Source organism: Neisseria sp. P0024.S006 (genome assembly GCF_051956595.1).
Classification (GTDB): domain Bacteria; phylum Pseudomonadota; class Gammaproteobacteria; order Burkholderiales; family Neisseriaceae; genus Neisseria.
Map to the genome: position 1 here is coordinate 753,295 of NZ_JBQCXH010000001.1, position 24,698 is coordinate 777,992.

Here is a 24,698-nt window from a genome sequence, read left to right on the forward strand (position 1 = left end):
GACACATCATTTCACACACGGATTGTTCAAAACGACCGAGACATTGCGTTCGGCTTTGTTCATATACGTCATGTGGACTTTCTTGCCTTTGAATTCTGCTTTGACAACGGATTCCAGCGTGGCAACATCTCGGGTGAAGCCGAATTTTTTGTCGTTTGCGGCAATGAATTTGACCGGTTTTTCATGAAATAACGAATAGAAAGAAACGCCTTTATTATCTGCGGTCACTGCGCATTGCGTTTTGCCGTCGGCGGCAATGACGGAGGAAAGCGTATGGGGCTTGTGGGTGCGGTCGGCGAAGGTGGTGTAGGAATCATACGACCCGAAGCTGATTCTTAATGCGAAAGTATTGCCAAGCCATTCATGGCTTATCCTGTTTTCAGGGAGATTTTTTTCGATGGCTTTTTTGCCTGCAAAGAAAGAGCATTCTTGGGTTTTATGGTTGCAGATTTTTCTGACGCTGAACTGCTTATCCGGAGAAGTAATGACAGTTTCAGCGGCAAGACTGTTTGCGCTTGCTGCTGCGAGTATACAGCTTAAAAGAAGTGAGCGGATGAGAAGGGACGGTTGCATTTTATTTGGTGTGTCGGTTGGTTTTTATAGTGGATTAAATTTAAATCAGGACAAGGCGACGAAGCCGCAGACAGTACAGATAGTACGGAACCGATTCACTTGGTGCTTCAGCACCTTAGAGAATCGTTCTCTTTGAGCTAAGGTGAGGCAACGCCGTACTGGTTTAAAGTTAATCCAATAATATTGATTGAGCGGGTTTGAATGCAATGGCGCACTCAATATACCTGCGGCGGCATAACTGCCGATATGTTGATTTCAATCTGCAAAACAGATAATCCAAAGGCCGTCTGAAAATTGCTTTTTCAGCGTTTCAGACGACCTTTATTTGCTTTGCGGCGCGGGTTTAGCGGAAGAAATCGCCCATGCCTGCTGGCAGGCCTTGGGTGAATGCGCCCATGGTTTTATTGGTGGTTTCTTCGGCTTTTTCAGAAGCGGCATTGATGGCGGCCAATACCAAATCTTCCAGCATTTCTTTGTCGTCAGCAGCCTCTTGAATCAAATCAGGGCTGATTTCAAGTTTGCGGACAACGTGGGAACAGGTCATCACGACTTTCACCAAACCATTGCCTGCTTCACCTTCAACTTCGGTTTCAGCCAGCTTGGCTTGTGCCTTTTTCATGTTTTCCTGCATTTGTTGGGCCTGTTTCATCAGGCCGCCTAATCCGGCTTTTCCAAACATGTTTTACTCCTATGGGTTTGAATAAATGGGTTTCGCTCATGCCGTCTGAAAACGCTATTGCCTTTCAGACGGCCTTGTATATCAGTATGTTAAGAATGTCCTGCCAACTCTAAAGAATCCGGCAGCCATTGCGCCTCAAAGGTTTGCAAGATTTTCTGCGCCGTCGTATCCGCTTCCAGCAAATCTTGCGCCTGCTGCCGCCCTTCTTCTTGAATACGTTTGCGGCGCATCACCGGCGTTTCCCAGCCTTTATCATCTTGCCAAGGCTCGGTTTGCAACCTTAAACTACTAAGATGATAGGCTTCGCTCAACGTCTGGCAGATTTTATCCAAGCGCTCTTTATTGGCAGTGGCTTTGGCCTCATCCGTCAACGACAGCATGATTAAACCTGCTTCCGCATCATAACTCGTCCATGCCGCATTTTGCGCCAACATCTGCGCCGCGCCTAATTTACGGGCGAAGCGTTCGATAATGCTATGCCAATTCTCTGTTTTAAACTCAGGCAAGGGAGCGAACTGAAGCTCTTCTTCATCTCCCTCCTCTTCTTCAGACTCAGCAGATGCAACCGGCTGCGGTACTTCCATTACATCAGCACGGTGTGAATCTTCATATGCATATGCTTCATCAAAATACGGAGGCGGAATTTCCTCATCCATGTGCGGATATGTTTCCGGCTCAGGGGGCGTCTGAACTTTTGCAACAGGCAATGGTTCCGCAGTTTCTTGCTTCTGCGTCGCTTGAATTTGAGGCGGCTCAGCCGATACGTGGCTCGGCATTTCCTCCCAAGGCGGTACATCCGCCTGTTGTTGCTGAACAAGCTGAACTGTTTCTTCAGACGGCCTTTCAACGGTATCTTGTTTGCTCGGAACAGCCTCTTTCTCAACCGCCGATGCTGCTATCGGCTCAGATTTCGGCAGCTGAAAAGGCTTTTTTTCAGCCTCAGCTTTCTGATGGTCGGAATGCAAATCCGTGTGTTCAATCTGACTTTGCGTATCGCAACCCGAAGCGGCCAACGGCGCAAATGCAAGCATGCGCAAAAGCGTCATGACAAAACCGGCATATTCGTCCGGAGCCAGCGGCAAATCCTGTTTGCCATGAATAGCACATTGATAATAAAGCTGAATCTGCTCGCCACTCAAGGCCTGACTTAAACGAAGCAAGGTTTCACGTTCAGGGTCGTCATTTGCCAAGGCGGAAGGAATGGTTTGAATCAAAGCCAAACGCTGCAACAGCATGGCCAACTCTGCCAATGCGCTGTCAAAACCAATCGCTCTGGCGGACATTTCCTGAGCTTTTTCCAGCAAGGCCTCACCGTTTTGATTGATGATTCCTTCAAGCAATTCAAACAAGTATTGTTTATCGACCGCTCCGATCATCTGGCGGACATCTTGTTCGGCCACTTTACCCGAACCCATGGCAATCGCCTGATCCAAAAGGCTCAACGCATCGCGCATCGAGCCGGCGGCGGCACGCCCTAAAAGCTGCAAGGCCTGCGGCTGATAAGGAACGTTTTCACGGTCCAAAACATGTGCCAAATGCTCTGCAACCTGCTGGGTTGTCATGTTGCGCAAAACAAACTGCAAACAGCGGCTCAATACGGTAATGGGGACTTTGTGCGGATCGGTGGTCGCTAAAATAAATTTGACATGTTCAGGCGGCTCTTCCAAAGTCTTCAGCATGGCATTGAACGCGCTTTTGGAAAGCATATGCACTTCGTCGATGATATAGACTTTGTATTTACCCGCTGTCGGCGCATATTGCGCGTTTTCCAACACTTCGCGGATATTGTCGATACCGGTATTTGATGCCGCGTCGATTTCCAATAAATCCACATAACGACCGCTGTCGATTTGCGTACAGCTCTCACACTGACCGCACGGCTCGCCATGCACGGCATTTTCGCAGTTCAAGCTCTTGGCCAAAATCCTGGCAATCGTAGTCTTACCCACACCTCGCGTCCCTGTCAGCAGATACGCATGGTGCAGACGGCCTTCGTCCAGCGCGTTGCGCAGGGCTTTGACGACGTGTTCCTGACCGACCAAATCGGCAAAGGTTTTCGGACGCCATTTTCGTGCAAGAACTTGATAAGCCATGTTGTTTCTCTACGGGAAATAAATCGGAAGGCCGTCTGAAAAGAATGATCCGCTCTTCAGACGACCTCAGAAAATGGCATATATTCTAGCATTTTTTTGATTTTTATTAAGGATTTTCTATACAGCCGACGGCGACAGCATGTTATTGCAATGTTAGAATGCTACACAAATGATAAGTAATTTGAAGTTTAAAACATCATGTCCGAAATCATACTACGCAACCAATCAGCCACTATGCAAGTTAATACAATGGGCGGATATATTGATTCCCTGATTCTAAAAGGACGGGAAGTCTTATTTCCGAAAACCAGCGTTCAAGTCGGCGATGACACAAAATTACGCGGCGGCATGCACGTCTGCTTACCCCAATTCGGACCTGACAGCAAAAATCATCTGGCCCAACATGGTTTCGGCAGAACATCAGACTGGGAAATCCGCCATCAAAATGAATCAGATATCGGCTTGAAATTAATCAGCACAGAAAAAGGCTATGAACACGTCGAATGGTTGCTCGATTACAGCCTGCCTAACGAAAATGAAGCCATCGCCATCCTAACCGTCTGCAATTACGGCGAATCACCCGTCCGCACTTCTCCAGGATTCCACCCCTACTTTACCGCTGCTGGCACACAATTTGATTTCAACGGCGCACCATACGATGCCGACTATATCTCCCATACCGAATTTGTTTCCTCCGACCAAGATGCACACGTTGCATTTGACGGCTTAAAACTGGATATCCGTACCCACAATCTGCCTGTGTACGCACTCTGGAGCGATCGAAACGGCCAATATACTTGTGCAGAGCCAACCGCAGAAGGCAATGCGTTTTTATCCCCTGCCCGAGGCGGACAATTTGTTTCAGGGCACAGTAAAAAACGTTACGCCATGAAAATCAGACTGATGGCTTAACCCCCTTTACAAATTCTCGATATTTAAAAACCACCCCGAAGGGTGGTTTTCTTATGGCTTACAGGCCATTGTTATTGATTGCATTCGCAATATCGCGTACCGCTGTTACATACATGCGGCTGTGGTTGTATTGCCATACGGTGTAGAAGTTATTCAGGCCCAAATAGTATTCAAATACGCCCGGGCTGGTTTCCAAAGCATACAACACAGCTTTTTCATTATCGGCAACAGCAGCTTGAGGCACGACACCCAAGGCTTTGAAATCTGCGACAGTGCGTGTCAAAGCAGTTTTCTCATCGATAATCGCCTGCAAGTGCGGCGTAATCGTCAGACTGACCGGCACAACCATCTTACCGCCGGTCTGCCAGCCATGTTGTTTCATATAATTGGCGACAGAAGCCGCCACATCGCCGACATTATTCCAAATATCGCGATGCCCGTCACCATCATAGTCCACCGCCCATTTACGGTAGCTGGAAGGCATAAATTGCGGCATGCCCATCGCGCCGGCATAGCTGCCTTTAAAGTCAAAGATATTTTCTTTTTCTTCTTTTGCCATCAGCAAAAGTTCGCTCAATTCGTTTTGGAAAAATTCGGCACGGCGTGGATAATCAAAGGCTAATGTACTCAAAGCATCGGCAACGCGGAAGCTGCCCGTATTTTTGCCATAATTGGTTTCAATACCGAGAATCGCCACGATCAATTCGGCAGGTACGCCGTATTTGCGTGCCACATCATCAATTACGGCACGGTTTGCCGCATAGAATTGTCTGCCGCCGTTAAATTTGACTGCACCGGAGTTACCGGTGCGGAATTCATACCAAGGACGCGAAGTGCTTGGGCGGTACATAATGGTAATAATATTGCCTTTATACACCACGCCATTGAAGAAGTTACGCAATTCTTCCGCACTGAAACGGCGGTTTTTCACTTCATATTGGATAAACTGCTGAACATTGACGTTCTCATTAAAACCGCTGCTGGCAACAGATTCAGCCGCTGCATCAAATACAGGGCGTTTTGCAGAGGAAACAGGCTCGACAGGTTTTGCCGTATCAACAGCAGGCTTTTGCGGAGTGCCGCATGAAGCTAAAGCCAAAGCAGTCAGACCTATCCCAAAGATTTTGATTTTATTCATAAATAATCTCTTTACTAAATAATACGACAAACCCGAACACGAATGAATATTCGGCCAATATACATCATCTCTTCATATCAACCGCTCTATTTTTCTAGACAAACCCAAAAATATAGACAAATCGATATTTACTTACTTCGGCCCAAGCAGATAAACAAGGCCGTCTGAAATTCAAGGAAACCCTTGATTTTCAGACGGCCTTGAATGAATTAATTACTCAGCGGCTGCAACAACAGCAACGGTAATTTTAGCAACAGCGTCAGTGTGCAGAGCCACTTCAACTTCGTATTCGCCAACAGCTTTCAAAGGACCGTTAGGCAGACGTACGTTTGCTTTAGCAGCTTGGATACCGGCAGCAACAATCGCTTCAGCGATGTCAGCATTGGTAACAGAACCGAACAGACGACCATCAACACCGGCTTTTTGAGCAACAGTAATGGTTTGGCCTTCCAGTTTTTCTTGACGGGCTTTAGCATCAGCCAAGATTTCAGCTTGTTTGGCTTCCAATTCAGCGCGGCGTGCTTCGAATTCTTTCATGTTGGCTTCGGTTGCACGTTTTGCTTTACCGGCAGGGATCAGGAAGTTGCGTGCGTAACCGTTTTTAACAGTAACGATGTCACCCAAGTTACCCAGACCGCCGATTTTTTCTAACAGAATAATTTGCATGATTTAAACTCCAAAATTATTTGTGTTGATCGGTGTAAGGCAACAGAGCCAGGAAACGGGCACGTTTCACAGCAGTAGCCAACTGACGTTGGTAGTGTGCTTTAGTACCAGTAATGCGGGCAGGGATGATTTTGCCGTTTTCAGAGATGAAGTCTTTCAACAAATCAACTTGTTTGTAATCAACTTCTTGGATTTTTTCAGCCGTAAAGCGGCAGAATTTTCTACGTTTGAATGATTGACGAGCCATTGTCGTTTAACCTTTATATTCTTTAATGTTCTGTATGCGTAGTACCGGCTTGGGGAAGCGTTGGCTGCGTTGCGCCAAAAAACCTTCCGACTCGATGACGGCATCTTGCCGATACTGCCATTCCTCAGCCTGCTTACCTAAAATCCGTGCGGAAATTTCAAACTTGACCAGACATTTCTGTCCGTTTTCTTCCTGCCAAGATTCATGTTGCAACACAATATCTAAAACAGGAATTCCTGCCGGCGTATATCTCAAAGGCTGAACCTGTAAGATACGGGCGGTAAGCTTAATCAGATTATTCAATCTTATTCGGCTGCTGCAACTTCTTCAGCCGCACCGTTCAGCAAGTTTTTTGCTTTTTCGCCGCCCAGCATTGGGGAAGCTTCAGTTACAGCGTGTTTTGTTTTGATGGTCAGGTGACGCAGTACGGCATCATTGAAGCGGAAAGCAGTTTCCAACTCTTCAACCACTTCAGGAGTAGTTTCGATATTCATCAAAACATAGTGTGCTTTGTGGATTTTGTTGATTGGGTAAGCCAATTGACGACGGCCCCAGTCTTCCAAACGGTGGATTTTACCGTTGGCTTCAGTAATCATGGTTTTGTAACGCTCAACCATAGCAGGCACTTGCTCGCTTTGATCAGGATGAACGATAAACACGATCTCGTAATGACGCATGTTATCTCCTTATGGATGATTAAAAACAGCCTTTCACCATGCGAAGTAAAAGGCAAGGCAAAGAGGCTGAATTTTATCCGCATTTCTTAAAAAATACAAGTCCGGATTCAAAATCCACTTTCTTTTCAATTAAAAAACAACATTAGGCCTTAGGGTTATTTCCTAGCAAACCACTCAACTATCTGCCAAAAATCTGCTAAAATCTGCCCCATCCTAATAAATACAGCATCAGAAGGCACACAATCATGGCTCTTTTGCAGATTTCCGAACCCGGCATGTCCGCCGCCCCCCATCAACACCGCCTCGCCGTAGGCATTGATTTAGGCACAACCAACAGCTTAGTTGCTACCGTACGCAGCGGCAGCGCAGTCTGCCTGCCCGATTCAGACGGCCGCACCACCCTGCCTTCGGTTGTCCGTTATTTGGATGGCGGAGTCGAAGTCGGCAAAAATGCCCTTTTCGCACAAAAAACCGATCCTCTGAATACGGTCAGCTCCGCCAAACGCCTGATCGGCCGCACCCTTACCGACCTTACACAAGACGCGCAATACCTGCCCTATCAATTTACCCCCAATGAGCGCGTGGTCGAATTAAACACCCGTCAAGGTGCGAAAACGCCTATCGAAGTATCGGCAGAAATCCTCAAAGCCCTCAAATCGCGTGCAGAAGAAACATTGGGCGGCGATTTGGTCGGCGCCGTCATTACCGTACCCGCTTATTTCGACGATGCCCAACGTCAAGCCACCAAAGATGCCGCGCGTTTGGCAGGTTTGAATGTCTTGCGCCTGCTCAACGAGCCGACCGCCGCCGCAATCGCCTACGGGCTGGACAATGCCTCGGAAGGCACGTTTGTCGTTTACGACTTGGGCGGCGGTACGTTCGACGTCTCCGTATTGCAACTGACCAAAGGGCTGTTTGAAGTCAAAGCCACTGGCGGCAACAGCGCATTGGGCGGCGACGACTTCGACCATCGCTTATTCTGCCACCTGCTGGAACAAAACGACCTCTCCAAACTCAACGAACAAGACAGTCAGCTTCTGCTTTCCCTTGTCCGTGCCGCCAAAGAAAAACTGACCACCCAAACCGAAGCCGTCATCGAAACCACACTTTCAGACGGCCATAAAGTCCATACTGTCATTACCCGCCAAGAGTTTCACAATCTGACCCAAAATTTGGTACAAAAAACCATCGAACCCGTTAAACAGGCTTTGAAAGACGCAGGCGTGACCAAAGCCGACATTAAAGGCGTGATTATGGTCGGCGGTTCGACCCGCATGTTGCATGTTCAACAAGCGGTCGCCACCTTCTTTGGACAAACTCCGTTGAACAACCTCAACCCAGACGAAGTGGTTGCACTCGGTGCCGCCATACAGGCAAATGTCCTTGCCGGTAACAAAACCGACGGCGAATGGCTGCTGCTTGACGTTACACCTTTATCACTCGGCCTGGAAACCTATGGCGGCCTTGCTGAGAAAATCATCCCGCGCAACTCCACCATTCCTACCGCGCGCGCGCAGGACTTCACCACTTTCAAAGACGGTCAAACTGCCATGACGATACACGTCGTACAGGGCGAGCGCGAACTTGTTTCCGACTGCCGCAGCCTGGCCAAATTTACCCTGCGCGGCATTCCGCCCATGGCCGCAGGCGCAGCGCGTATCCGCGTTACCTTCCAAGTTGATGCCGACGGTTTGCTGTCCGTTTCCGCACAAGAACAAAGCACCGGCGTACAGGCGCAAATCGAAGTCAAACCTTCCTACGGCTTGGACGACAGCACCATCACCCAAATGCTCAAAGACAGCATGAGCAACGCTGCCGAAGACATGGCTGCACGCGCACGCGCCGAAGCCGTAGTCGAAGCCGAAAGCCTGACCGACGCCGTCAATGCCGCCCTTGAGTTGGACAGCGATTTATTGGAAGCCGAAGAATTGCAACAGATTCAACAAGACATCGCCACTTTACAAGGCCGTCTGAAAGACGGCAAAGCCGAAGACATCCGCGCCGCCGTCGCCAAACTCAGCCACAGCACCGACAACTTCGCCGCCAAACGAATGAACCGCAACATCCAACGTGCGCTGACAGGGCAAAGCGTTGATAATATTTGACGGCAAATGGTTTCAGACGGCCTTGGATAAAGAGGCCGTCTGAAAATCTAATATCCCAAACAACCTGATTACTTCTATGCGACTCTGGCACCAAACCCTTATCCCCCTACTCCCCCGTGCCCAGCTTTTGGGGCAACACCGCGAATGCGCTGCTTTACGCGGAGCGGGCTGGGGCAGGCCGCATGCGACGGTTAATTACGTTTTTATCCACTCACCCTACAAACTCTACCTGTATCACGCGTTGATTATGGAAGAGATGGAAAAGCGTGGTTACAAACCGGATGTTTTATGGAAAGACCCGCTATATCGCGGCAAAGCCATTGCCCCATACCATTCGCACGCGGCTGAAACAGCTACTTCGCCGATTTATGCTGAACATGATGATGCTTACTTGGACGAATGTCTGGAAAATTTAAAAAGTAAAGGCATCATGTTATAAACCCATTTTTCAGACGGCCTGAATATTGAATACCCAAGGCCGTCTGAAACCACTTTAACCACAACCACTCTTAAACAACCGAGACAATAAAAATGCCAAAAATTACCGTACTCCCACACGCGACATTATGCCCCGAAGGCGCGGTTATCGAAGACGCACCGGAAGGTCAAACCGTCCTTGACGTACTGCTCGACCACGATATCGAAGTCGATCACGCCTGTGAAAAATCCTGCGCCTGCACAACCTGTCACGTCATCATCCGCAAAGGTTTTGACAGCTTGGAAGAGCCGAGTGAACTGGAAGAAGACCTGCTCGACCAGGCATGGGGTTTGGAAGCCGATTCACGCTTGAGCTGTCAGGCAGTTGTTGCCGATGAAGATTTGGTCGTAGAAATCCCCAAATACACCATCAACCACGCGCGTGAAGACCATTAAAACAAGGCTTAATGAAAAAGGCCGTCTGAAACCACAAATTCATGGTTTTCAGACGGCCTGTTGCTTATGCGGCAAACTATTTGATATGAGGAAAAATAAAACGCATACGCGAAATTTGCATGGAGGCCACTTTCTGCGTAGCGGAGTAATTTTCAATTTTTTCTTGCATTCTGATTTGATGTAGATTGCCGTTATAACGGGGAGCAGCGTTCTGAGATTTGTTGACTGTCGGCAGTTCGGCCTCTGCCTTCAACGCCTCCTCTGCCTCGATGGCTGAAAGTGCAGCCTCATCCCTTGCCAAACCGAAACGCTCGATAATAGCATTGGCTTCCTCTATATAACGCGATTTGTCCACGCCATTTTCCAACACCGCATCTTCAAGCACGACCGACAAATGCTTGCCGCAATTTTCGATACGCTCTGCGATGCGCGAATAAACCATCCAACGTTTCAACCTCAATGCGCCTGCATCGTCATTGGGTGAAGCAGCATCCAGTTTAATCAAGCCATAGTGTTTGCCGTAATACAGACGGAACACCAGCTGCTTCAAACCTTCTGTTTCGTCCAGCATCCGATAAAATTCGCGAACCAACAACAGCAAACGGTCGAATGCACCTGTTTTGGACAGATATTCCGGATCATCGGAAGCGAGCGCGTAAATCAGTTTGGACAGCTTGGCGTTGAGTGCGTTATTCATCTTTTTTCCTTTTATTTTTAAGCGATGGATTGTCTTAAGAGCCATTCCAAAAAATTTGGTTGCATAGCGAAATGTAAATTTTGCATGGAAACCAAATCATTCAAAACGGAATAGAAAGTATAAAACAGCAGATTGCCGTGAGTTTTAAGTGTCTTGCCGTATTTTAACGCAACTATGCTATTTTGTTAAAAAATAGCGCCATCATTTATCTGCCCATCTTCCGTAAAACAATCTGGCAGTCCGACTTCTTCTTGATTAAAATAATTGGCAATAGTCGAAACCCAATAAAGGAGCACATCATGAAATGGACAGATACTCAACGCATCGCCGAAGAACTCTACGATTTACACGGCGACAGCATCGACCCGAAAACCGTGCGTTTTACCCAACTGCGTGATTTGATTATGGCTCTGCCTGAATTTGACGATGATCCGGCGCGTTGTGGCGAGCGCATTCTCGAAGCCGTGCAACAAGCCTGGATAGATGAAGCGGAATAACCTTTTCCCTTTTCATCAAATAAAACCTCAGGCTGTTTTTCAGACGGCCTGAGGTCTTTATTAAATCTATTCATACAATTTCGGAAAATTTCGAAATTGACTCATACCAACCTCAAATTTATTATGCAGTCTGACAACAAATAAAAGATATGCAGAAGGTGCATAACCATGAATCACGCTCGAGAAATCGCTGCTTTAAACAACAGCCTTTCTGATTTGAAAGGCGACATCAATGTTTCGTTCGAATTTTTCCCGCCGAAAAACGAACAAATGGAAACCATGCTGTGGGATTCCATCCATCGCCTGCAAACCTTGCATCCGAAATTCGTTTCCGTAACCTACGGCGCAAACTCCGGCGAACGCGACCGCACACACAGTATCGTTAAACGCATCAAACAAGAAACCGGCCTTGACGCCGCCCCCCACCTGACCGGTATCGACGCCAGCCCTGACGAGTTGCGCCAAATCGCCAAAGATTATTGGGACAGCGGCATCCGCCGCATTGTCGCCCTGCGTGGCGACGAGCCGCCCGGCTACGAGAAAAAACCTTTCTATGCCGAAGATTTGGTCAAGCTGTTGCGCTCCGTTGCCGACTTTGATATTTCCGTAGCGGCCTATCCAGAGGTGCACCCGGAAGCCAAATCCGCACAAGCCGACTTAATCAATCTAAAACGCAAAATCGATGCGGGTGCAAACAACGTTATTACCCAATTCTTCTTCGACGTGGAAAGCTATCTGCGCTTCCGCGACCGTTGCGTGATGATGGGCATTGACGTTGAAATCGTTCCCGGCATCCTGCCCGTAACCAATTTCAAACAATTGACCAAAATGGCCCAAGTGACCAACGTCAAAATCCCAAGCTGGCTGTCTAAAATGTACGAAGGTTTGGATGACGACCAAGGCACGCGCAACCTTGTTGCCGCCAGCATCGCCATCGACATGGTCAAAGTCCTCTCGCGCGAAGGTGTCAAAGACTTCCACTTCTACACCCTCAACCGCAGCGAACTGACTTACGCCATCTGCCATATTTTGGGCGTGCGTCCGCGTTAATAAAACAGACGGCCTCCCCATTCTGATTTACAATATCGAACATTCAGGCCATATCGGCCTGATTCAAAATTCCAACTAGGAGAGTTAACATGACAACATTGCATTTTTCAGGCTTCCCGCGCGTCGGTGCCTTCCGCGAATTGAAATTCGCACAAGAAAAATACTGGCGCAAAGAAATCAGCGAGCAAGAATTGCTGGCTGTTGCTAAAGACTTGCGCGAGAAAAACTGGAAACACCAAGCCGCTGCCAACGCTGATTACGTTGCCGTAGGCGATTTCACTTTCTACGACCACATCCTCGACCTGCAAGTTGCCACCGGTGCCATCCCTGCCCGTTTCGGCTTCGACAGCCAAAACCTGTCTTTGGAACAATTCTTCCAACTGGCCCGCGGTAACAAAGACCAATTCGCTATCGAAATGACCAAATGGTTCGACACCAACTACCACTACTTAGTGCCTGAATTCCACGCCGATACCGAATTCAAAGCCAACGCCAAACACTACGTTCAACAACTGCAAGAAGCCCAAGCTTTGGGCCTGAAAGCCAAACCGACCATCGTCGGCCCATTGACTTTCCTGTGGGTAGGTAAAGAAAAAGGCGCTGTCGAATTCGACCGTCTGAGCCTGTTGCCTAAACTGTTGCCTGTTTACGTTGAAATCCTGAACGCTTTGGTTGAGGCCGGTGCCGAATGGATTCAAATCGACGAGCCTGCTTTGGCTGTCGACCTGCCTAAAGAATGGGTGGAAGCCTACAAAGACGTTTACGCCACTTTGAGCAAAGTAAACGCCAAAATCCTGTTGAGCACTTACTTCGGTTCCGTTGCCGAACACGCTGCTTTGCTGAAATCCCTGCCTGTTGACGGCCTGCACATCGACTTGGTACGCGCTCCTGAGCAACTGGACGCATTTGCCGACTACGACAAAGTTCTGTCTGCCGGCGTTATCGACGGCCGCAATATTTGGCGCGCCAACCTGAACAAAGTTTTGGAAACTGTTGAGCCTCTGCAAGCCAAACTGGGCGACCGTTTGTGGATTTCCAGCTCTTGCTCTCTGCTGCACACCCCATTTGACTTGTCAGTGGAAGAAAAACTGAAAGCCAACAAACCTGATCTGTACTCTTGGTTGGCATTCACCCTGCAAAAAACCCAAGAATTGCGCGTTCTGAAAGCCGCATTGAACGAAGGTCGTGACTCTGTTGCCGAAGAACTCGCCGCTAGCCAAGCTGCCGCCGACTCACGCGCCAACAGCAGCGAAATCCACCGTGCAGACGTTGCCAAACGCCTGGCCGATTTGCCTGCCAACGCAGACCAACGCAAATCTCCATTTGCCGACCGTATCAAAGCGCAACAAGCATGGTTGAACCTGCCTCTGCTGCCGACTACCAACATCGGTTCTTTCCCGCAAACCACCGAAATCCGCCAAGCACGCGCCGCCTTCAAAAAAGGCGAACTGTCTGCCGCTGATTACGAAGCTGCGATGAAAAAAGAAATCGCCTTGGTGGTTGAAGAGCAAGAAAAACTGGACTTGGACGTACTGGTACACGGCGAAGCCGAGCGTAACGACATGGTCGAATACTTCGGCGAATTGTTGAGCGGTTTTGCATTCACTCAATACGGCTGGGTACAAAGCTACGGCTCACGCTGCGTGAAACCACCTATCATCTTCGGTGACGTAAGCCGTCCTGAAGCCATGACCGTGGCTTGGTCTACTTACGCACAAAGCCTGACCAAACGTCCGATGAAAGGTATGTTGACCGGCCCTGTAACCATTCTGCAATGGTCTTTCGTACGCAACGACATTCCACGTTCTACCGTGTGCAAACAAATCGCACTGGCTCTGAACGACGAAGTATTGGATTTGGAAAAAGCCGGCATCAAAGTCATCCAAATTGACGAACCTGCCATCCGCGAAGGTCTGCCTTTGAAACGTGCCGATTGGGATGCTTACCTGAACTGGGCCGGCGAATCTTTCCGCTTGTCCTCTACCGGTTGCGAAGACAGCACCCAAATCCACACTCATATGTGCTACTCTGAGTTCAACGACATCTTGCCGGCCATCGCCGCTATGGATGCTGACGTGATCACCATCGAAACTTCACGTTCCGACATGGAACTCTTGACCGCGTTCGGCGAATTCAAATACCCGAACGACATCGGCCCGGGCGTTTACGACATCCACAGCCCGCGCGTACCGACTGAAGCTGAAGTTGAGCACCTGTTGCGCAAAGCCATCGAGGTTGTACCGGTTGAACGTCTGTGGGTTAACCCGGACTGCGGCCTGAAAACCCGTGGCTGGAAAGAAACTCTGGAACAACTCCAAGTGATGATGAACGTAACCCACAAATTGCGTGCCGAACTGGCTAAATAATGTGAGTTAGATGAAAAGGCCGTCTGAAAATTTTCAGACGGCCTTTTTTTATTTATCGATATTTAAAACATAAAGATTACGACTTCAACAACTTACAAAATACCTGTCGTTGTATGATGTTCTTCCACTCCTGATGTATACACGTTCTGAGTATGGTGATACACAGTCTCTTTAGTCGTTTCAACAATATGGTTGGCTTCTGACAAAATATCGCTCAATGCCACTTTACTGCCGGTCGTATTCACCTTTTTCAGTGCCGCGCCGTTATGGCTATTGCCTTCAGAATACGTGTTGATGTCATTTTCAAAGCGCAGCCATGAATCATACAACTTGCCTTTAATGTCCGTCAGGATTTTGTTGTTGGCCACATTTAAAGATGCCTTACCCTTAGGGTTGGTACTGTGTACGTCTATCAAAGCATCATTCAAATCACCGCCAAGTTTCAATGTGTTATTGGTGATATTGTATTCTTTGGCATTGCTCTTTAAATAAGCAAATTCGACGTAGCCGGCAGATTCTTCACGCACGGAAATTTTGTTGTTGTGAATCGTTACCGCACCATGCATAGCGACATTGCCATGGTGTTCTTCCACATAAACCGGTACCGCGCCTTTCATAATCTTGCCGATATCGGCATCATTGCCGCTGATGGTAATGGTACCGCTGCCCATGCCGTTTTTAGATAAAACGCGGTCGTAGGTATCGTTGATGACGGCAATCAGATATTTAGTGGATTCGCCGCTGATCTTGTTGTTTGCCATATTGAGCGTGTAATCCATTTTGCTTTCATGGTTACGGAACTCAATCGCGTAGGTCTGAATATTATTTTGATAAACCGTCAGATTTTTAATGACATTATCGCTGATATCAAAATAGCCTTTGTCAGCCGAGTGCAAATCTCTGTATTGGGTATTGGTTTGCACCTGAATACCTGAATACATGTGGTAGTACTTGCCTAAGTCATCATCAACATTCAAACGGAAGCTCGGATCTTGAATAATGGTATTGCCGGTAATTTTGACTTTATCCATAGAAAACTGGCGGTTGTAGGCAACAATACCATATAGCCGGTCACCCGTTAACACATTGTTTTCAATGACAATACCTGTACCATCATGCACATCCAAACCCTTGCGGTAGTTGTGGTCGGTCGTATTTTTACGGTATGTGATGCCGTAATTGTAGCTGCCGGCAGCCACAGCCATACCGTAGCCTGTCCCGCCATCCGCTTCGTGGCCGTTCCAATCCAAACGGTTGCCCTCGCCGATAAAGTTTTGTTGGAAACCGATCAGCGCACCGGCAACGCGGTTGTGGTGTAGATACGAATCGACAATACGGTTGTTTTCACCCAAAGGCAGCGCTTCGTATTTTTCATCGATTTCGCCGCTTTGCACGCGCTCTTTAAAGGTCAGCTTTTGACCTTTTTCCGTTTCCAAAGAAGCGGTCGAGGTAAACATCACACCAGCGCGGTTGGCACCGGAAACCTCAACTTTGCTGATTAAAGTATTGTCCGCATCGTTGACCAAAATACCGTTTACCTTGCCAAAATAGCTTAAGCCTTTGCGGTAAAAATCAGGGTTGGTATATTGAACCGACAAATCGGCAATGGTTTTATTGTTTTGCCCATCGATCAAGATACCGGCAAATTCGCGGATATCGTCATGGTTGGTGTCCGGATTGAATTCGCCTGTTTGCGCCTTATCAAACGTTACTTTGGTTTTGCCCATGCCCGAACCAAACAAGCCGCGCGCGCCGGAGACGGTTTTATCCATCACAATCTGATTGGAAATATAGTAAGTACCATCCAAGAAGACCATTGCTTTTTCTTTGTGCGCCGCCTCTAAAGCTGCCTTAAATGCCTGAAGGCTGTCTTTTTTACCCTGCGCATCGGCACCAAAATCATTCACACGAACGTAATTGCCATACTCTTTGGATTCATACACGCGGTATTTTCCGGATAAACCTTCCCTGCCTTCGGCATGGTCGTCAATTTTGTTTGCTTTACCTGAACTGAGGTGGCCGTCGTGGCTATTGATTGCTTTTTTACCGGAAGAAACGCCCGCTATTTTGTCATGGCCGTCTGAATCCTTCAGATTCTTTTTATGGACAATCTCAACGGTTTCTTTTTCTTCGGCAACTCTGTCTTCCGCCTCTTTTTCTTTGCGTGCGGCTTCGAGTTTGGCTTTACGCTCTGCAACCGCTTTTTCGACTGCCGCTTTATGCGCTTCTTTTGCGCGCTCGACAGCTTTTGCTTTGGCTGCAGCAGCCTCGGCTATTTTTTTTGCTTTGGCTTCTTCGTAAACTTTTTGCCTTTCAGCCAGGACTTTTTCCATTGATTGATTAACCGACTTGTTTACCGGTTCTTTTGAAACAACGTGTTTGCTCGCTACTTTAGGCGCAATGGTATGTTTACTGGAAACGCTGCTTACAGAAGCAACGCTGGCCCGTGCAACATGCATTTTGGTCACAAGGCCGTCTGAAGATGATGAAGAACTGTCAAATCTTGCTGCCTCCGCCACATGCACTACTTCTCTCGTTACCGTATTTTTACCGCTTAATTGCTTAAGCTCAGGAGAAACCGACGGCATATCCCCCCAATTGTGGGTGTGTATCCATTCTTTTAGAGGAGAAGATGATTTGGAATTTGCTTCAGGTGTGGATGAGCCGTGACGAATGTGGGTACGGCCAAGAGGAGCAAGTTTATGTGACATAATCAGCGTATTTCCTTGTATCGAATATCGCCTTTCCCACCGCACAAACGTGCGACAAAAAAGTCGATTGATTAAAGAGGTAAGACGGATTCTGTCGTAACAGTAATTGCCTGTATAAAAGCCAAACTGAAGTTGGCCGCTTTGAGAAACTCGGCAGCGTTTCCCCTTCTGCCGGTTTTCTGATTGGAAACGGTCATGGTGTCAGACAGAACCCTCGGATGACTTTATATAGGCAATCTGTCCGCGTACCATGTGTCCGGTTATTTTTGACGGAAATGTATCAGAGTCCCTTTTTAATTGATTAGTTCATCCAAAGTTAAGTTATTTTTGATTTTTATAGCAAAATAAAAATGGTTTTATCTTGCATCGTTTTCCTTTTTGGCTTGACAGAGTGAATCCCGCGAAACCAAAAAGGAGGGAAATTCTAACACGATATGTTTTTAGCATTCCCCATTTAACTAAATTTACAAAATATACAGAATAAATATCTATAACTGTTTTTAACTTCTTCTAAAAATCAATAAAATTCGATATTTCCAATATGTATTTTTACAACATGCCTGCGCATTATATACCGATTATCTAAAAATACTACCGTTTGTTTAAAAAATTTAGCATTTTATTATCGTTTTCCCCATCAAAAAACCAATAAAAAAAGGCCGTCTGAAAAAATATTTCAGACGGCCTTTTATATTCACTGCGTTCTACTTAACAAACTTCGACCAACCAGCCGTGTTTATCTTCTGTCAAACCGTATTGAATGTCCGTAATTGCCTTACGGATTGCATAACCGCGCTCTTGGCTCTTCACTTCGATTTCTTTGCCGTCAATCACAAAAGAAGTTACCGGAGAAATAACCGCAGCCGTACCGGTCAGAATCGCCTCTGCGCCATTTTCCACAGCTGCTTTCAGCTCATCGACAGTAAAGTTGCGCTCGGTAACGGTGTAGCCCAAATCTTTGGCAACAGTCAGTACGGAATCGCGGGTAACGCCGTGCAAGAATTCGTCGGTCAACGGTTTGGTAATGATTTCATCGCCGTTAATCAGGATAAAGTTAGACGCGCCGGTTTCCTGAACGTCGCCATTCGGACAGAACAGCACTTGGTTTGCCCCGTGCTCTGCTTTGGCTTTCAATACCCAAGGCATGGCGGAAGCGTAGTTGCCGCCACATTTCACGCGGCCCATGTGCGGAGCGCAACGAATATGTTCGGTTTCCACCAAGATTTTAACAGGCGAACCGGCTTTGAAATAGTCGCCGACAGGAGAAGCCAAAATGTACAGCAAGGCTGTTTCGGAAGGAGAACCGGCTTTACCGATCACAGGGTCGGTACCGATCAAAGTCGGACGCAGGTACAAAGCGGCAGGCGCGTCAGGGATTTCCTCGGCGGAGCGTTTGACCAATTCGATCAAAGCATTCAAATAAGCTTCCGTTTCAGGACGCGGCAGGTGCAGAATATCTGCGCTTTGCTGCATACGCGCGATGTTGGCGGTCGGGCGGAACATCACGATTTTGCCGTTTGCCTGACGGAATGCCTTCAAACCTTCAAAACATTCGCTGCCGTAATGCAGGGCGTGTGCGCCCGGGGCGAGTGTCAGGTCTTTGGAAGATTGCCATTCTACCGGTTGCCATTTACCTTCACGATAAGCGATAACGGGCATTTCAGCGTGGAAAACGCTGCCGAATACGGCTGGGACTGGTCTGCTCATGATGATTGCCTTTCTTATTCTGATTTGTAAGATAATAACTAAAGACTGAACAATACGCCTTTCAATATGGGTTTGACAAGTACCCGTCAGCATTAAAGGTACTCTTCCCATGCCGTCTGAAACATGCCGTCCTATCCGAAATCCGGCAAATCGTTTAAACTGATACCATTTTTCAGACGGCCTGCACCAACCGCGGCCCACCCGGAGCAACCCATGAAACTCATCTATACCATCATCAAAATCCTGATTCTTCTTGTTTTCCTCCTGCTGGCCATCACCAATACCCACACCGTATCCTTCTTCTACCTACCCGGCCAAAACGTCAATCTGCCGCTGATTGTCGTGCTTTTCGGCGCCTTTATTATCGGCATCGTATTTGGTATGTTTGCCCTCTTCGGCCGTCTTCTGACCCTGCGCAGCGAAAACAACCGCCTGCGTGCCGAAGTGAAAAAATACGCCCACCTTTCCGAAAAAGACCTGACTCCGGTCAAAACCGAAACACCGGCAACGGCTTCCGAGACCGCTCCCAAAGCGTAACGCCACCAATCAATAAAGGAATACCATGGACAACGAATTGTGGGTCATCTTACTGCCCATCGTCCTCCTCCCCGTTTTCTTCGCCATGGGCTGGTTTGCCGCGCGCGTCGATATGAAGACCGTCCTGAAACAGGCCAAAAGCATACCTGCCGGCTTTTACAAAAGCCTTGACGCCCTCGTTGACCGCAACAGCGGCCGCGCCGCGCGCGAATTGGCAGAAGTCATCGACCAGCAGCCGCAGTCATACGATTTGAACCTGACCTTAGGCAAGCTCTACCGCCAACGCGGCGAAAACGACAAAGCCATCAATATGCACCGCGCCCTGCTCGATTCGCCCGACACCGTCAACGAAAAACGCGCACGCGTGCTTTTTGAATTGGCGCAAAACTACCAAAGCGCAGGCTTGGTGGACCGTGCCGAACAAATCTTCCTCGGCTTGCAGGAAGGCGATATGGCACGCGAAGCCCGCCAACACCTTTTGAGTATTTACCAACAAGACCGCGACTGGGAAAAAGCCATCGAAATGGCACAGCTCTTAAGTCATGACGAACAAACCTACCAGTTTGAAATCGCCCAGTTCTATTGCGAAATCGCCCAAGCCGCGCTATTTAAATCCAACTTCGACGCCGCCCGCTACAACATCGGCAAAGCACTCGAAGCCAACAAAAAATGTACGCGCGCCAACATCATTCTCGGCGACATCGAATACCGTCAGGGCAACTTCCCTGCCGCCGTGGAAGCGTATTCCGCCATCGAGCAGCAAAACCACGCCTATTTGAGCATGGTCGGCGAGAAACTCTATGAAGCCTATGCCGCGCAAGGCAAACAGGAAGAAGGCCTCAACCGCCTTATCGGCTATATGCAAACCTTTCCCGATCTTGACCTGATCAACGTCATCTACGAGAAAGCCCTGCTGCTCAAAGGCGAAACTGAAGCGGCGCAAATCGCTGTCGAACTTGTCCGCCAAAAACCCGACCTCAACGGCGTGTACCGCCTGCTTGGTTTGAAACTCAGCAGTATGAATCCGGAGTGGAAAGCCGATACCGATATGATTCGTTCCATTATCGGCCGCCAGCTGCAAAAAAGTGTCATGTACCGCTGCCGCAACTGCCACTTCAAATCCCAAGTCTTCTTCTGGCACTGCCCGGCCTGCAACAAATGGCAAACCTTTACGCCGAATAAAATCGAAATTTAATCAAGCGTTAAGCATGGAAAAAGGCCGTCTGAAATCTTTTCAGACGGCCTTTTTATTACAAAATATCAAAGCGGTTCAAAATATGGCTTCACACACCGGCAATATTTGCTCAACAACGCTGGTCTGCCCATGCCAAGGCCGCTACAACCTGAGCCTCAATATCGGCATTAAACTCGCCGGCACGGTATGTATCGCGCAATTCCGTGCGACGGGTTTCATCTGCCGCAATTTGATTTAACACCACTTGCGGAAACTCGCTAAACACAGGCCCTGCCTCTTCATGTCCGATTAAAAACAGCGCAGGGATTTTTTGGTTGGTGCGGACGATTTCCTGTTGGCGCGAATTATCGAAACGGCTGCTGTCGTCAAAATCACTGCGGGCAATATAGTTGACGCGGATATTGGGGTTCAGCTCCGCCATTTTCTGAATAAACGGCACAAATACGCGGCAATCGGGACAATATGGCGCAGCGGCAAGCAGCCAGTTTTGCGGACGGCTGATCTTTTTGACCGCCGCTGCCGTTTGCGCCGACAGCTCGGTCGCCTGATAGAGTTGCTGCTGTTTCAATTTGTCTTCTTCGGTATCAAAATCCAAATATTCTGTATAAGTGGCCATGCTTTACTCCTGTTCTGTTGCATTGTTTTTCCCTGCCGCGCTGTTCAAAAGCGGAACAAGCAGATTGACGACGAGGTTTTCAAATAGCGGCTCTTCAAGCGGCGCTTCGTCCGAATGACCAAACACCAGCTTCACTTCGGTATATTCTTTCTGCGCTTTGTTCATTTTATTGCCGTTAAAAACCTCATGGGCTTTTCTCAAGGCGGCATCCCAATCCTCTTTCTTGCCGTACTCCTCCGCAGCGGCAAGGCTGGTTTTGGCAAAAAACGGCAAGGGGGTATTTTGTCCGATTCGGAAATATACCAACCATTCTTTCAAAAGCTCTCTCGCGGCCTCTTGCCCGATGGCGGCATAGGTTTCGGTCTGCCCCAAGCTGACAATATAGGTTTGTCGGTTGGCAACGGATTTAGGGGCGACGGCGCAAAAAATCAAATGCTCCAATAAACGGGCAATGCGGTTGGGTGCATTGTCTTTTTGGTTTAGGAACACAATACGACCGCATTCATAAAGATTGCCGATGGTGCCTTGTAACACCAAGTCGTCAAAGTGTGCTTCATAAGGTTCAGACGGCCTTTTGTCGCTGCGTATCAACTCGGCATCTACGTTTTTCGCAGATATTTGATACTGCTTCTGCCACAAACCGCCCAACTCGCCCACCGGCATCAGATTTTCTGCATTCAGCCGAATGGCCGTATCTTCAAAATCTTCCCCTTTTCGCCGCGCATCCAAATAGGCATCGGCAATCCGACCTTCATGTTGCGGCTCAAACGGTTCGGCAGATTCCCATGCGCCGTCCAAATACGGCTGATCCCAGCTTAAATTTCTCTTCAGCCAAACTTTGACAGGGTTGCGCCAAAAACTGATAAGCTCGCCCTGCTGAATGGTTTTGCCCGGCTCTTCCTGACTTAAAGCCTCAAGGAAAAACGGCTGCGCTTCCGCTGGCGGTTGGTTCAACGCATCGGCATAATCTTGGCGCGTACTGAAGAGGCCGTCTGAAAGCACGTCCTTTTGGAAATAACGGCGTGAAAACGCCTGCAACGGATGATGTTTCACCCATTTCTCCGACAACTCGCGCCCGCTTTTTCCCGTCATGGCGGCAATGGTATCCAACAGCTCACTGATTAACGAAGACGGCGCAAACTCGGCATCATTGCGTATGTCACGGCCGATATAAGATAAATACAGCATTTCGCGTGCGCTGATTAAGGCTTCGAGGAAGAGATAACGGTCGTCGTCGCGGCGGGCGCGGTCGCCTTTTTTCGGATGTTTGGCAATCAGGTCGAACACTGCCGCTTTGGTATTGCGCGGGAAATCGCCGTCATTCAAACCCAACAGGCAAACCATTTTAAACGGCAGGCTGCGCATCGGCACCATACTGCAAAAAGTAATGCCGCCGCTCAAAAATCCGGCTTGGCTTTCGCTGTCCAAAAAGCGGCGGATATGGCGGATAACGGTTTTACACGGCAACAATCCGTCAAATTCGGCCAACTGCGCCTCTTCCTGCCATTTCGCCAAAGACTGCTCAAACTGCTGCTTGGCGTATTGGTCGTCCGTATCCGGAGCAAACAGTTTCTCCAGCAATTCGTGGCAACGCTGCACCCAACTTTCCACATTGGCAGGCTCTTGCCATTGCGCCGCCATATCAGCCAAAGTACGGATAAATTCGGCAAAACCGCTGAACACGTCCAACTGGTTGACATTACTATGCCACGCGCTCACACCCTGCCACATACCGTTGCCGCCTTCAGGCAGCATCCAGCCCAAGGCCAAACGCTCTACCGCCTGCTGCCAAGTAAAGAGGTTGTCTTTGCCCTCGCGCATGGTTTGGTCCAAACCCCAATGCACATTCAATCCGGCAACAGTCTCATGCAGCAGCGGCACATCCTCCTCGCTCAAACCGAAGCGTTGCAGTACCAACCGGCTTTCCAGCAAAGGCAAAACTTTATCCACCTCAAACCGGCTCTCCAGCAAGTCCAAAGTTTGCGCCAAAGCATACAGCAACGGCTGGCGGCGGCTGAGTTTCACATCCGAAATCGAATACGGCAAAGCCTGACTGCCTGCCTGCTCTTGTCCAAAAACGGCTTCGATAAACGGGCTGTACGGCTCGATGTTTGGTGTCAACACGGCAATATCGTGCGGCTGCCAGTCGGGATTTTTTTGCAACACCAGCGACAGCTCTTCTTTCAAAATCTGCAATTCGCGCAAAGGGCTGTGCGCCGCGACGATTTTGACCGAGCCGTCATTCAGCAGCTTATCCGGCTCGACACACACTGGATTGCCGTCCGCATCGTGGACCTGAACCAAAGCCGACTGCGCGCCTACTTCGCCTTCTTCCTGTTGATACAAGCGTTCAGACGGCATGATTAAGTTTTGAATATCGTTTTGCAGGCAATGCAATAAGGTATCGTCTTTTCCCTCTTCATAAACCTGAATATCCTGCTCGGTTTCCACTTCCGACAGAAAATCAAAGAAATCGCGTCCCTGCTTGCCCAAAGAAGCCAACAGCGGATGCCCTACCTGCGACAAGTCCGCCTCATCACCCCTTTTCAAAATCTGCGCCTCGTCGATAACCTCGCCCCAATATTGGCTGCTCGGGTTGAGCGCAAACACAAACACATCGCAATGCTTGGAAATTTGGTGCAGCAGTTGCAGATACATCGGCGCCATTGTCGAAATACCGAATACAAACAACCTTTGCGGCAAGACCGATTTATCCAACTGCGCCAACAGCTTTTCCCACAAGGCCACGCGGTGCGGCGCAGATTGGCTGCCATCGTCCAAATAGCGCCACAGCCGCGCCTGCCAATCCTCATCATCGCCCAAACCCAGCAGTTTCCCAGCCTGCCACGCATCAATCCAATCCGGACGGTACACCAAATATTGGTCGAAAATATCCGCCATCTGTCCGGCAAGCTGATAATCCGCCGATGCCGAGCTGTGCAAATAACTTTCCAGCTTCAAGCGCACGTTTTCGTATTCCGGGGCCGTCTGAAACGCTTCGCTGCGGAACAAATCCAGCAAACGCCAACGCATGACCTCAGGAGAAAACGGGCTGAGCGGCGGCACATCGGGAACCAATTTACGCATCAGCTGCCACGCCAAACCGGCCGGCAGGCTGAACTTCAAATTTGCCGCCACGCCGAGTTTGCGCGCGAAAAACACATTCAGATAACGCCGCATCCCCTGGCTCTGCACCACCACTTCTTCCTGTGCCAATACCGCATCCAAAGGCAAGGCCTGATGAATATGCGCGCACATTTCGGCAAGCGCTTCCAAACGGTCAGACTGATAAAGATAAAACATAGCAGACAATCTAAAAAACAATTGCCCACATTATAATGCCATTAGGACAAATGCTT

22 protein-coding genes are annotated in these 24,698 nt (G+C 48.7%); 9 read left to right on the top strand and 13 right to left on the bottom strand.

All coding sequences use genetic code 11. The features are described 5' to 3' along the window. Window positions 1-6: 6 nt before the first annotated feature. The 3 genes from ACTHUF_RS03585 to dnaX form a co-directional block, all read right to left on the bottom strand. Complete coding sequence (locus ACTHUF_RS03585) at window positions 7-573, bottom strand: hypothetical protein (RefSeq protein WP_440407091.1); 567 nt, start codon at window positions 571-573, stop codon at window positions 7-9. A gap of 343 nt (window positions 574-916) precedes the next feature. After that, complete coding sequence (locus ACTHUF_RS03590; RefSeq protein WP_003678854.1) at window positions 917-1,252, bottom strand: YbaB/EbfC family nucleoid-associated protein; 336 nt, start codon at window positions 1,250-1,252, stop codon at window positions 917-919. An 89-nt stretch (window positions 1,253-1,341) separates the two neighbouring features. Then, window positions 1,342-3,345 carry a DNA polymerase III subunit gamma/tau gene (gene dnaX, locus ACTHUF_RS03595; protein ID WP_440407093.1) on the bottom strand — a complete coding sequence of 668 codons (2,004 nt, stop codon included), beginning with the start codon at window positions 3,343-3,345 and terminating at the stop codon, window positions 1,342-1,344. Window positions 3,346-3,543: 198 nt separating this feature from the next. On the opposite strand from dnaX, the gene ACTHUF_RS03600 reads away from it, so the two are divergent. After that, a complete protein-coding gene (locus tag ACTHUF_RS03600) occupies window positions 3,544-4,257 on the top strand; it encodes an aldose epimerase family protein (RefSeq protein ID WP_049323827.1) in 714 nt (237 codons plus the stop codon). Window positions 4,258-4,315: 58 nt separating this feature from the next. Here the strand turns inward: ACTHUF_RS03600 and mltB are convergent, their stop codons facing one another. The 5 genes from mltB to rpsF all read right to left on the bottom strand — a co-directional run bounded on the left by mltB (window position 4,316) and on the right by rpsF (window position 6,985). Then, window positions 4,316-5,395: a lytic murein transglycosylase B gene (mltB, locus tag ACTHUF_RS03605; protein WP_049349683.1), complete on the bottom strand. Its 1,080-nt coding sequence runs from the start codon at window positions 5,393-5,395 to the stop codon at window positions 4,316-4,318. A gap of 213 nt (window positions 5,396-5,608) precedes the next feature. Continuing rightward, window positions 5,609-6,061 (bottom strand): 50S ribosomal protein L9, encoded by a 453-nt coding sequence (gene rplI, locus ACTHUF_RS03610; RefSeq protein WP_003678862.1) that lies wholly within the window; start codon window positions 6,059-6,061, stop codon window positions 5,609-5,611. Window positions 6,062-6,077: 16 nt separating this feature from the next. Continuing rightward, entirely contained in the window at window positions 6,078-6,308 is a 231-nt protein-coding gene (gene rpsR, locus ACTHUF_RS03615) for a 30S ribosomal protein S18 (protein ID WP_003678863.1), read from the bottom strand. Between the two features lie 6 nt (window positions 6,309-6,314). Next, complete coding sequence (gene priB, locus ACTHUF_RS03620) at window positions 6,315-6,617, bottom strand: primosomal replication protein N (protein ID WP_440407122.1); 303 nt, start codon at window positions 6,615-6,617, stop codon at window positions 6,315-6,317. After that, window positions 6,614-6,985 (bottom strand): 30S ribosomal protein S6, encoded by a 372-nt coding sequence (gene rpsF / locus ACTHUF_RS03625; protein WP_004519252.1) that lies wholly within the window; start codon window positions 6,983-6,985, stop codon window positions 6,614-6,616. Before rpsF ends, priB begins: the two co-directional genes overlap by 4 nt. Before the next feature lie 245 nt (window positions 6,986-7,230). Between rpsF and hscA the strand changes: the two genes are divergently transcribed. The 3 genes from hscA (at window position 7,231) to fdx (ending at window position 9,963) form a co-directional block, all read left to right on the top strand. After that, a complete protein-coding gene (gene hscA, locus ACTHUF_RS03630) occupies window positions 7,231-9,090 on the top strand; it encodes a Fe-S protein assembly chaperone HscA (RefSeq protein WP_440407095.1) in 1,860 nt (619 codons plus the stop codon). Window positions 9,091-9,166: 76 nt separating this feature from the next. Next, entirely contained in the window at window positions 9,167-9,529 is a 363-nt protein-coding gene (locus ACTHUF_RS03635; RefSeq protein WP_315094671.1) for a TIGR02328 family protein, read from the top strand. 92 nt (window positions 9,530-9,621) lie between these two features. Continuing rightward, window positions 9,622-9,963, top strand: a complete 342-nt coding sequence (fdx, locus tag ACTHUF_RS03640; RefSeq protein ID WP_003745561.1) for an ISC system 2Fe-2S type ferredoxin — start codon at window positions 9,622-9,624, stop codon at window positions 9,961-9,963. A gap of 76 nt (window positions 9,964-10,039) precedes the next feature. On the opposite strand, the gene ACTHUF_RS03645 is transcribed toward fdx, so the two are convergent. Beyond that, the gene (locus tag ACTHUF_RS03645) at window positions 10,040-10,660 is read right to left on the bottom strand and encodes a hypothetical protein (protein ID WP_315094668.1); all 621 of its coding nucleotides are present in this window, start codon (window positions 10,658-10,660) and stop codon (window positions 10,040-10,042) included. Window positions 10,661-10,959: 299 nt separating this feature from the next. On the opposite strand from ACTHUF_RS03645, the gene iscX reads away from it, so the two are divergent. From iscX to metE, 3 genes are all read left to right on the top strand, one after another. Then, a complete protein-coding gene (gene iscX / locus ACTHUF_RS03650; RefSeq protein ID WP_003682097.1) occupies window positions 10,960-11,157 on the top strand; it encodes a Fe-S cluster assembly protein IscX in 198 nt (65 codons plus the stop codon). Window positions 11,158-11,325: 168 nt separating this feature from the next. After that, a complete protein-coding gene (gene metF, locus ACTHUF_RS03655; protein WP_003745556.1) occupies window positions 11,326-12,207 on the top strand; it encodes a methylenetetrahydrofolate reductase in 882 nt (293 codons plus the stop codon). A gap of 89 nt (window positions 12,208-12,296) precedes the next feature. Beyond that, window positions 12,297-14,573 carry a 5-methyltetrahydropteroyltriglutamate--homocysteine S-methyltransferase gene (gene metE, locus ACTHUF_RS03660; protein ID WP_003745555.1) on the top strand — a complete coding sequence of 759 codons (2,277 nt, stop codon included), beginning with the start codon at window positions 12,297-12,299 and terminating at the stop codon, window positions 14,571-14,573. Window positions 14,574-14,665: 92 nt separating this feature from the next. Here the strand turns inward: metE and ACTHUF_RS03665 are convergent, their stop codons facing one another. Next, window positions 14,666-16,906 carry a right-handed parallel beta-helix repeat-containing protein gene (locus ACTHUF_RS03665; RefSeq protein ID WP_440407124.1) on the bottom strand — a complete coding sequence of 747 codons (2,241 nt, stop codon included), beginning with the start codon at window positions 16,904-16,906 and terminating at the stop codon, window positions 14,666-14,668. Between the two features lie 1,086 nt (window positions 16,907-17,992). Further along, window positions 17,993-18,991, bottom strand: a complete 999-nt coding sequence (gene ilvE, locus ACTHUF_RS03670; protein ID WP_101755255.1) for a branched-chain-amino-acid transaminase — start codon at window positions 18,989-18,991, stop codon at window positions 17,993-17,995. A 213-nt stretch (window positions 18,992-19,204) separates the two neighbouring features. On the opposite strand from ilvE, the gene ACTHUF_RS03675 reads away from it, so the two are divergent. Both ACTHUF_RS03675 and lapB read left to right on the top strand, forming a co-directional pair. Then, window positions 19,205-19,528, top strand: a complete 324-nt coding sequence (locus ACTHUF_RS03675) for a LapA family protein (RefSeq protein WP_036490154.1) — start codon at window positions 19,205-19,207, stop codon at window positions 19,526-19,528. A 25-nt stretch (window positions 19,529-19,553) separates the two neighbouring features. Continuing rightward, window positions 19,554-20,723, top strand: coding sequence for a lipopolysaccharide assembly protein LapB (gene lapB, locus ACTHUF_RS03680; RefSeq protein WP_003684462.1), 1,170 nt, complete (start codon window positions 19,554-19,556; stop codon window positions 20,721-20,723). Window positions 20,724-20,832: 109 nt separating this feature from the next. Here the strand turns inward: lapB and ACTHUF_RS03685 are convergent, their stop codons facing one another. Then, window positions 20,833-21,339 (bottom strand): thioredoxin family protein, encoded by a 507-nt coding sequence (locus ACTHUF_RS03685; protein ID WP_315094663.1) that lies wholly within the window; start codon window positions 21,337-21,339, stop codon window positions 20,833-20,835. A gap of 3 nt (window positions 21,340-21,342) precedes the next feature. Next, window positions 21,343-24,642 (bottom strand): exodeoxyribonuclease V subunit gamma, encoded by a 3,300-nt coding sequence (recC, locus tag ACTHUF_RS03690; RefSeq protein ID WP_440407099.1) that lies wholly within the window; start codon window positions 24,640-24,642, stop codon window positions 21,343-21,345. Window positions 24,643-24,698 lie beyond the last annotated feature (56 nt).

What these genes read in the sequence shown, in the direction of transcription:
- rpsR (WP_003678863.1), bottom strand. Translation starts at nt 6,308, where the DNA reads ATGGCTCGTCAATCATTCAAACGTAGAAAATTCTGCCGCTTTACGGCT.
- iscX (WP_003682097.1), top strand. Translation starts at nt 10,960, where the DNA reads ATGAAATGGACAGATACTCAACGCATCGCCGAAGAACTCTACGATTTA.
- lapB (WP_003684462.1), top strand. Translation starts at nt 19,554, where the DNA reads ATGGACAACGAATTGTGGGTCATCTTACTGCCCATCGTCCTCCTCCCC.
- rplI (WP_003678862.1), bottom strand. Translation starts at nt 6,061, where the DNA reads ATGCAAATTATTCTGTTAGAAAAAATCGGCGGTCTGGGTAACTTGGGT.
- fdx (WP_003745561.1), top strand. Translation starts at nt 9,622, where the DNA reads ATGCCAAAAATTACCGTACTCCCACACGCGACATTATGCCCCGAAGGC.
- hscA (WP_440407095.1), top strand. Translation starts at nt 7,231, where the DNA reads ATGGCTCTTTTGCAGATTTCCGAACCCGGCATGTCCGCCGCCCCCCAT.
- ACTHUF_RS03590 (WP_003678854.1), bottom strand. Translation starts at nt 1,252, where the DNA reads ATGTTTGGAAAAGCCGGATTAGGCGGCCTGATGAAACAGGCCCAACAA.
- ACTHUF_RS03600 (WP_049323827.1), top strand. Translation starts at nt 3,544, where the DNA reads ATGTCCGAAATCATACTACGCAACCAATCAGCCACTATGCAAGTTAAT.
- ACTHUF_RS03645 (WP_315094668.1), bottom strand. Translation starts at nt 10,660, where the DNA reads ATGAATAACGCACTCAACGCCAAGCTGTCCAAACTGATTTACGCGCTC.
- ilvE (WP_101755255.1), bottom strand. Translation starts at nt 18,991, where the DNA reads ATGAGCAGACCAGTCCCAGCCGTATTCGGCAGCGTTTTCCACGCTGAA.
- dnaX (WP_440407093.1), bottom strand. Translation starts at nt 3,345, where the DNA reads ATGGCTTATCAAGTTCTTGCACGAAAATGGCGTCCGAAAACCTTTGCC.
- ACTHUF_RS03665 (WP_440407124.1), bottom strand. Translation starts at nt 16,906, where the DNA reads ATGGAAAAAGTCCTGGCTGAAAGGCAAAAAGTTTACGAAGAAGCCAAA.
- metE (WP_003745555.1), top strand. Translation starts at nt 12,297, where the DNA reads ATGACAACATTGCATTTTTCAGGCTTCCCGCGCGTCGGTGCCTTCCGC.
- ACTHUF_RS03635 (WP_315094671.1), top strand. Translation starts at nt 9,167, where the DNA reads ATGCGACTCTGGCACCAAACCCTTATCCCCCTACTCCCCCGTGCCCAG.
- recC (WP_440407099.1), bottom strand. Translation starts at nt 24,642, where the DNA reads ATGTTTTATCTTTATCAGTCTGACCGTTTGGAAGCGCTTGCCGAAATG.
- metF (WP_003745556.1), top strand. Translation starts at nt 11,326, where the DNA reads ATGAATCACGCTCGAGAAATCGCTGCTTTAAACAACAGCCTTTCTGAT.
- rpsF (WP_004519252.1), bottom strand. Translation starts at nt 6,985, where the DNA reads ATGCGTCATTACGAGATCGTGTTTATCGTTCATCCTGATCAAAGCGAG.
- ACTHUF_RS03685 (WP_315094663.1), bottom strand. Translation starts at nt 21,339, where the DNA reads ATGGCCACTTATACAGAATATTTGGATTTTGATACCGAAGAAGACAAA.
- ACTHUF_RS03675 (WP_036490154.1), top strand. Translation starts at nt 19,205, where the DNA reads ATGAAACTCATCTATACCATCATCAAAATCCTGATTCTTCTTGTTTTC.
- ACTHUF_RS03585 (WP_440407091.1), bottom strand. Translation starts at nt 573, where the DNA reads ATGCAACCGTCCCTTCTCATCCGCTCACTTCTTTTAAGCTGTATACTC.
- mltB (WP_049349683.1), bottom strand. Translation starts at nt 5,395, where the DNA reads ATGAATAAAATCAAAATCTTTGGGATAGGTCTGACTGCTTTGGCTTTA.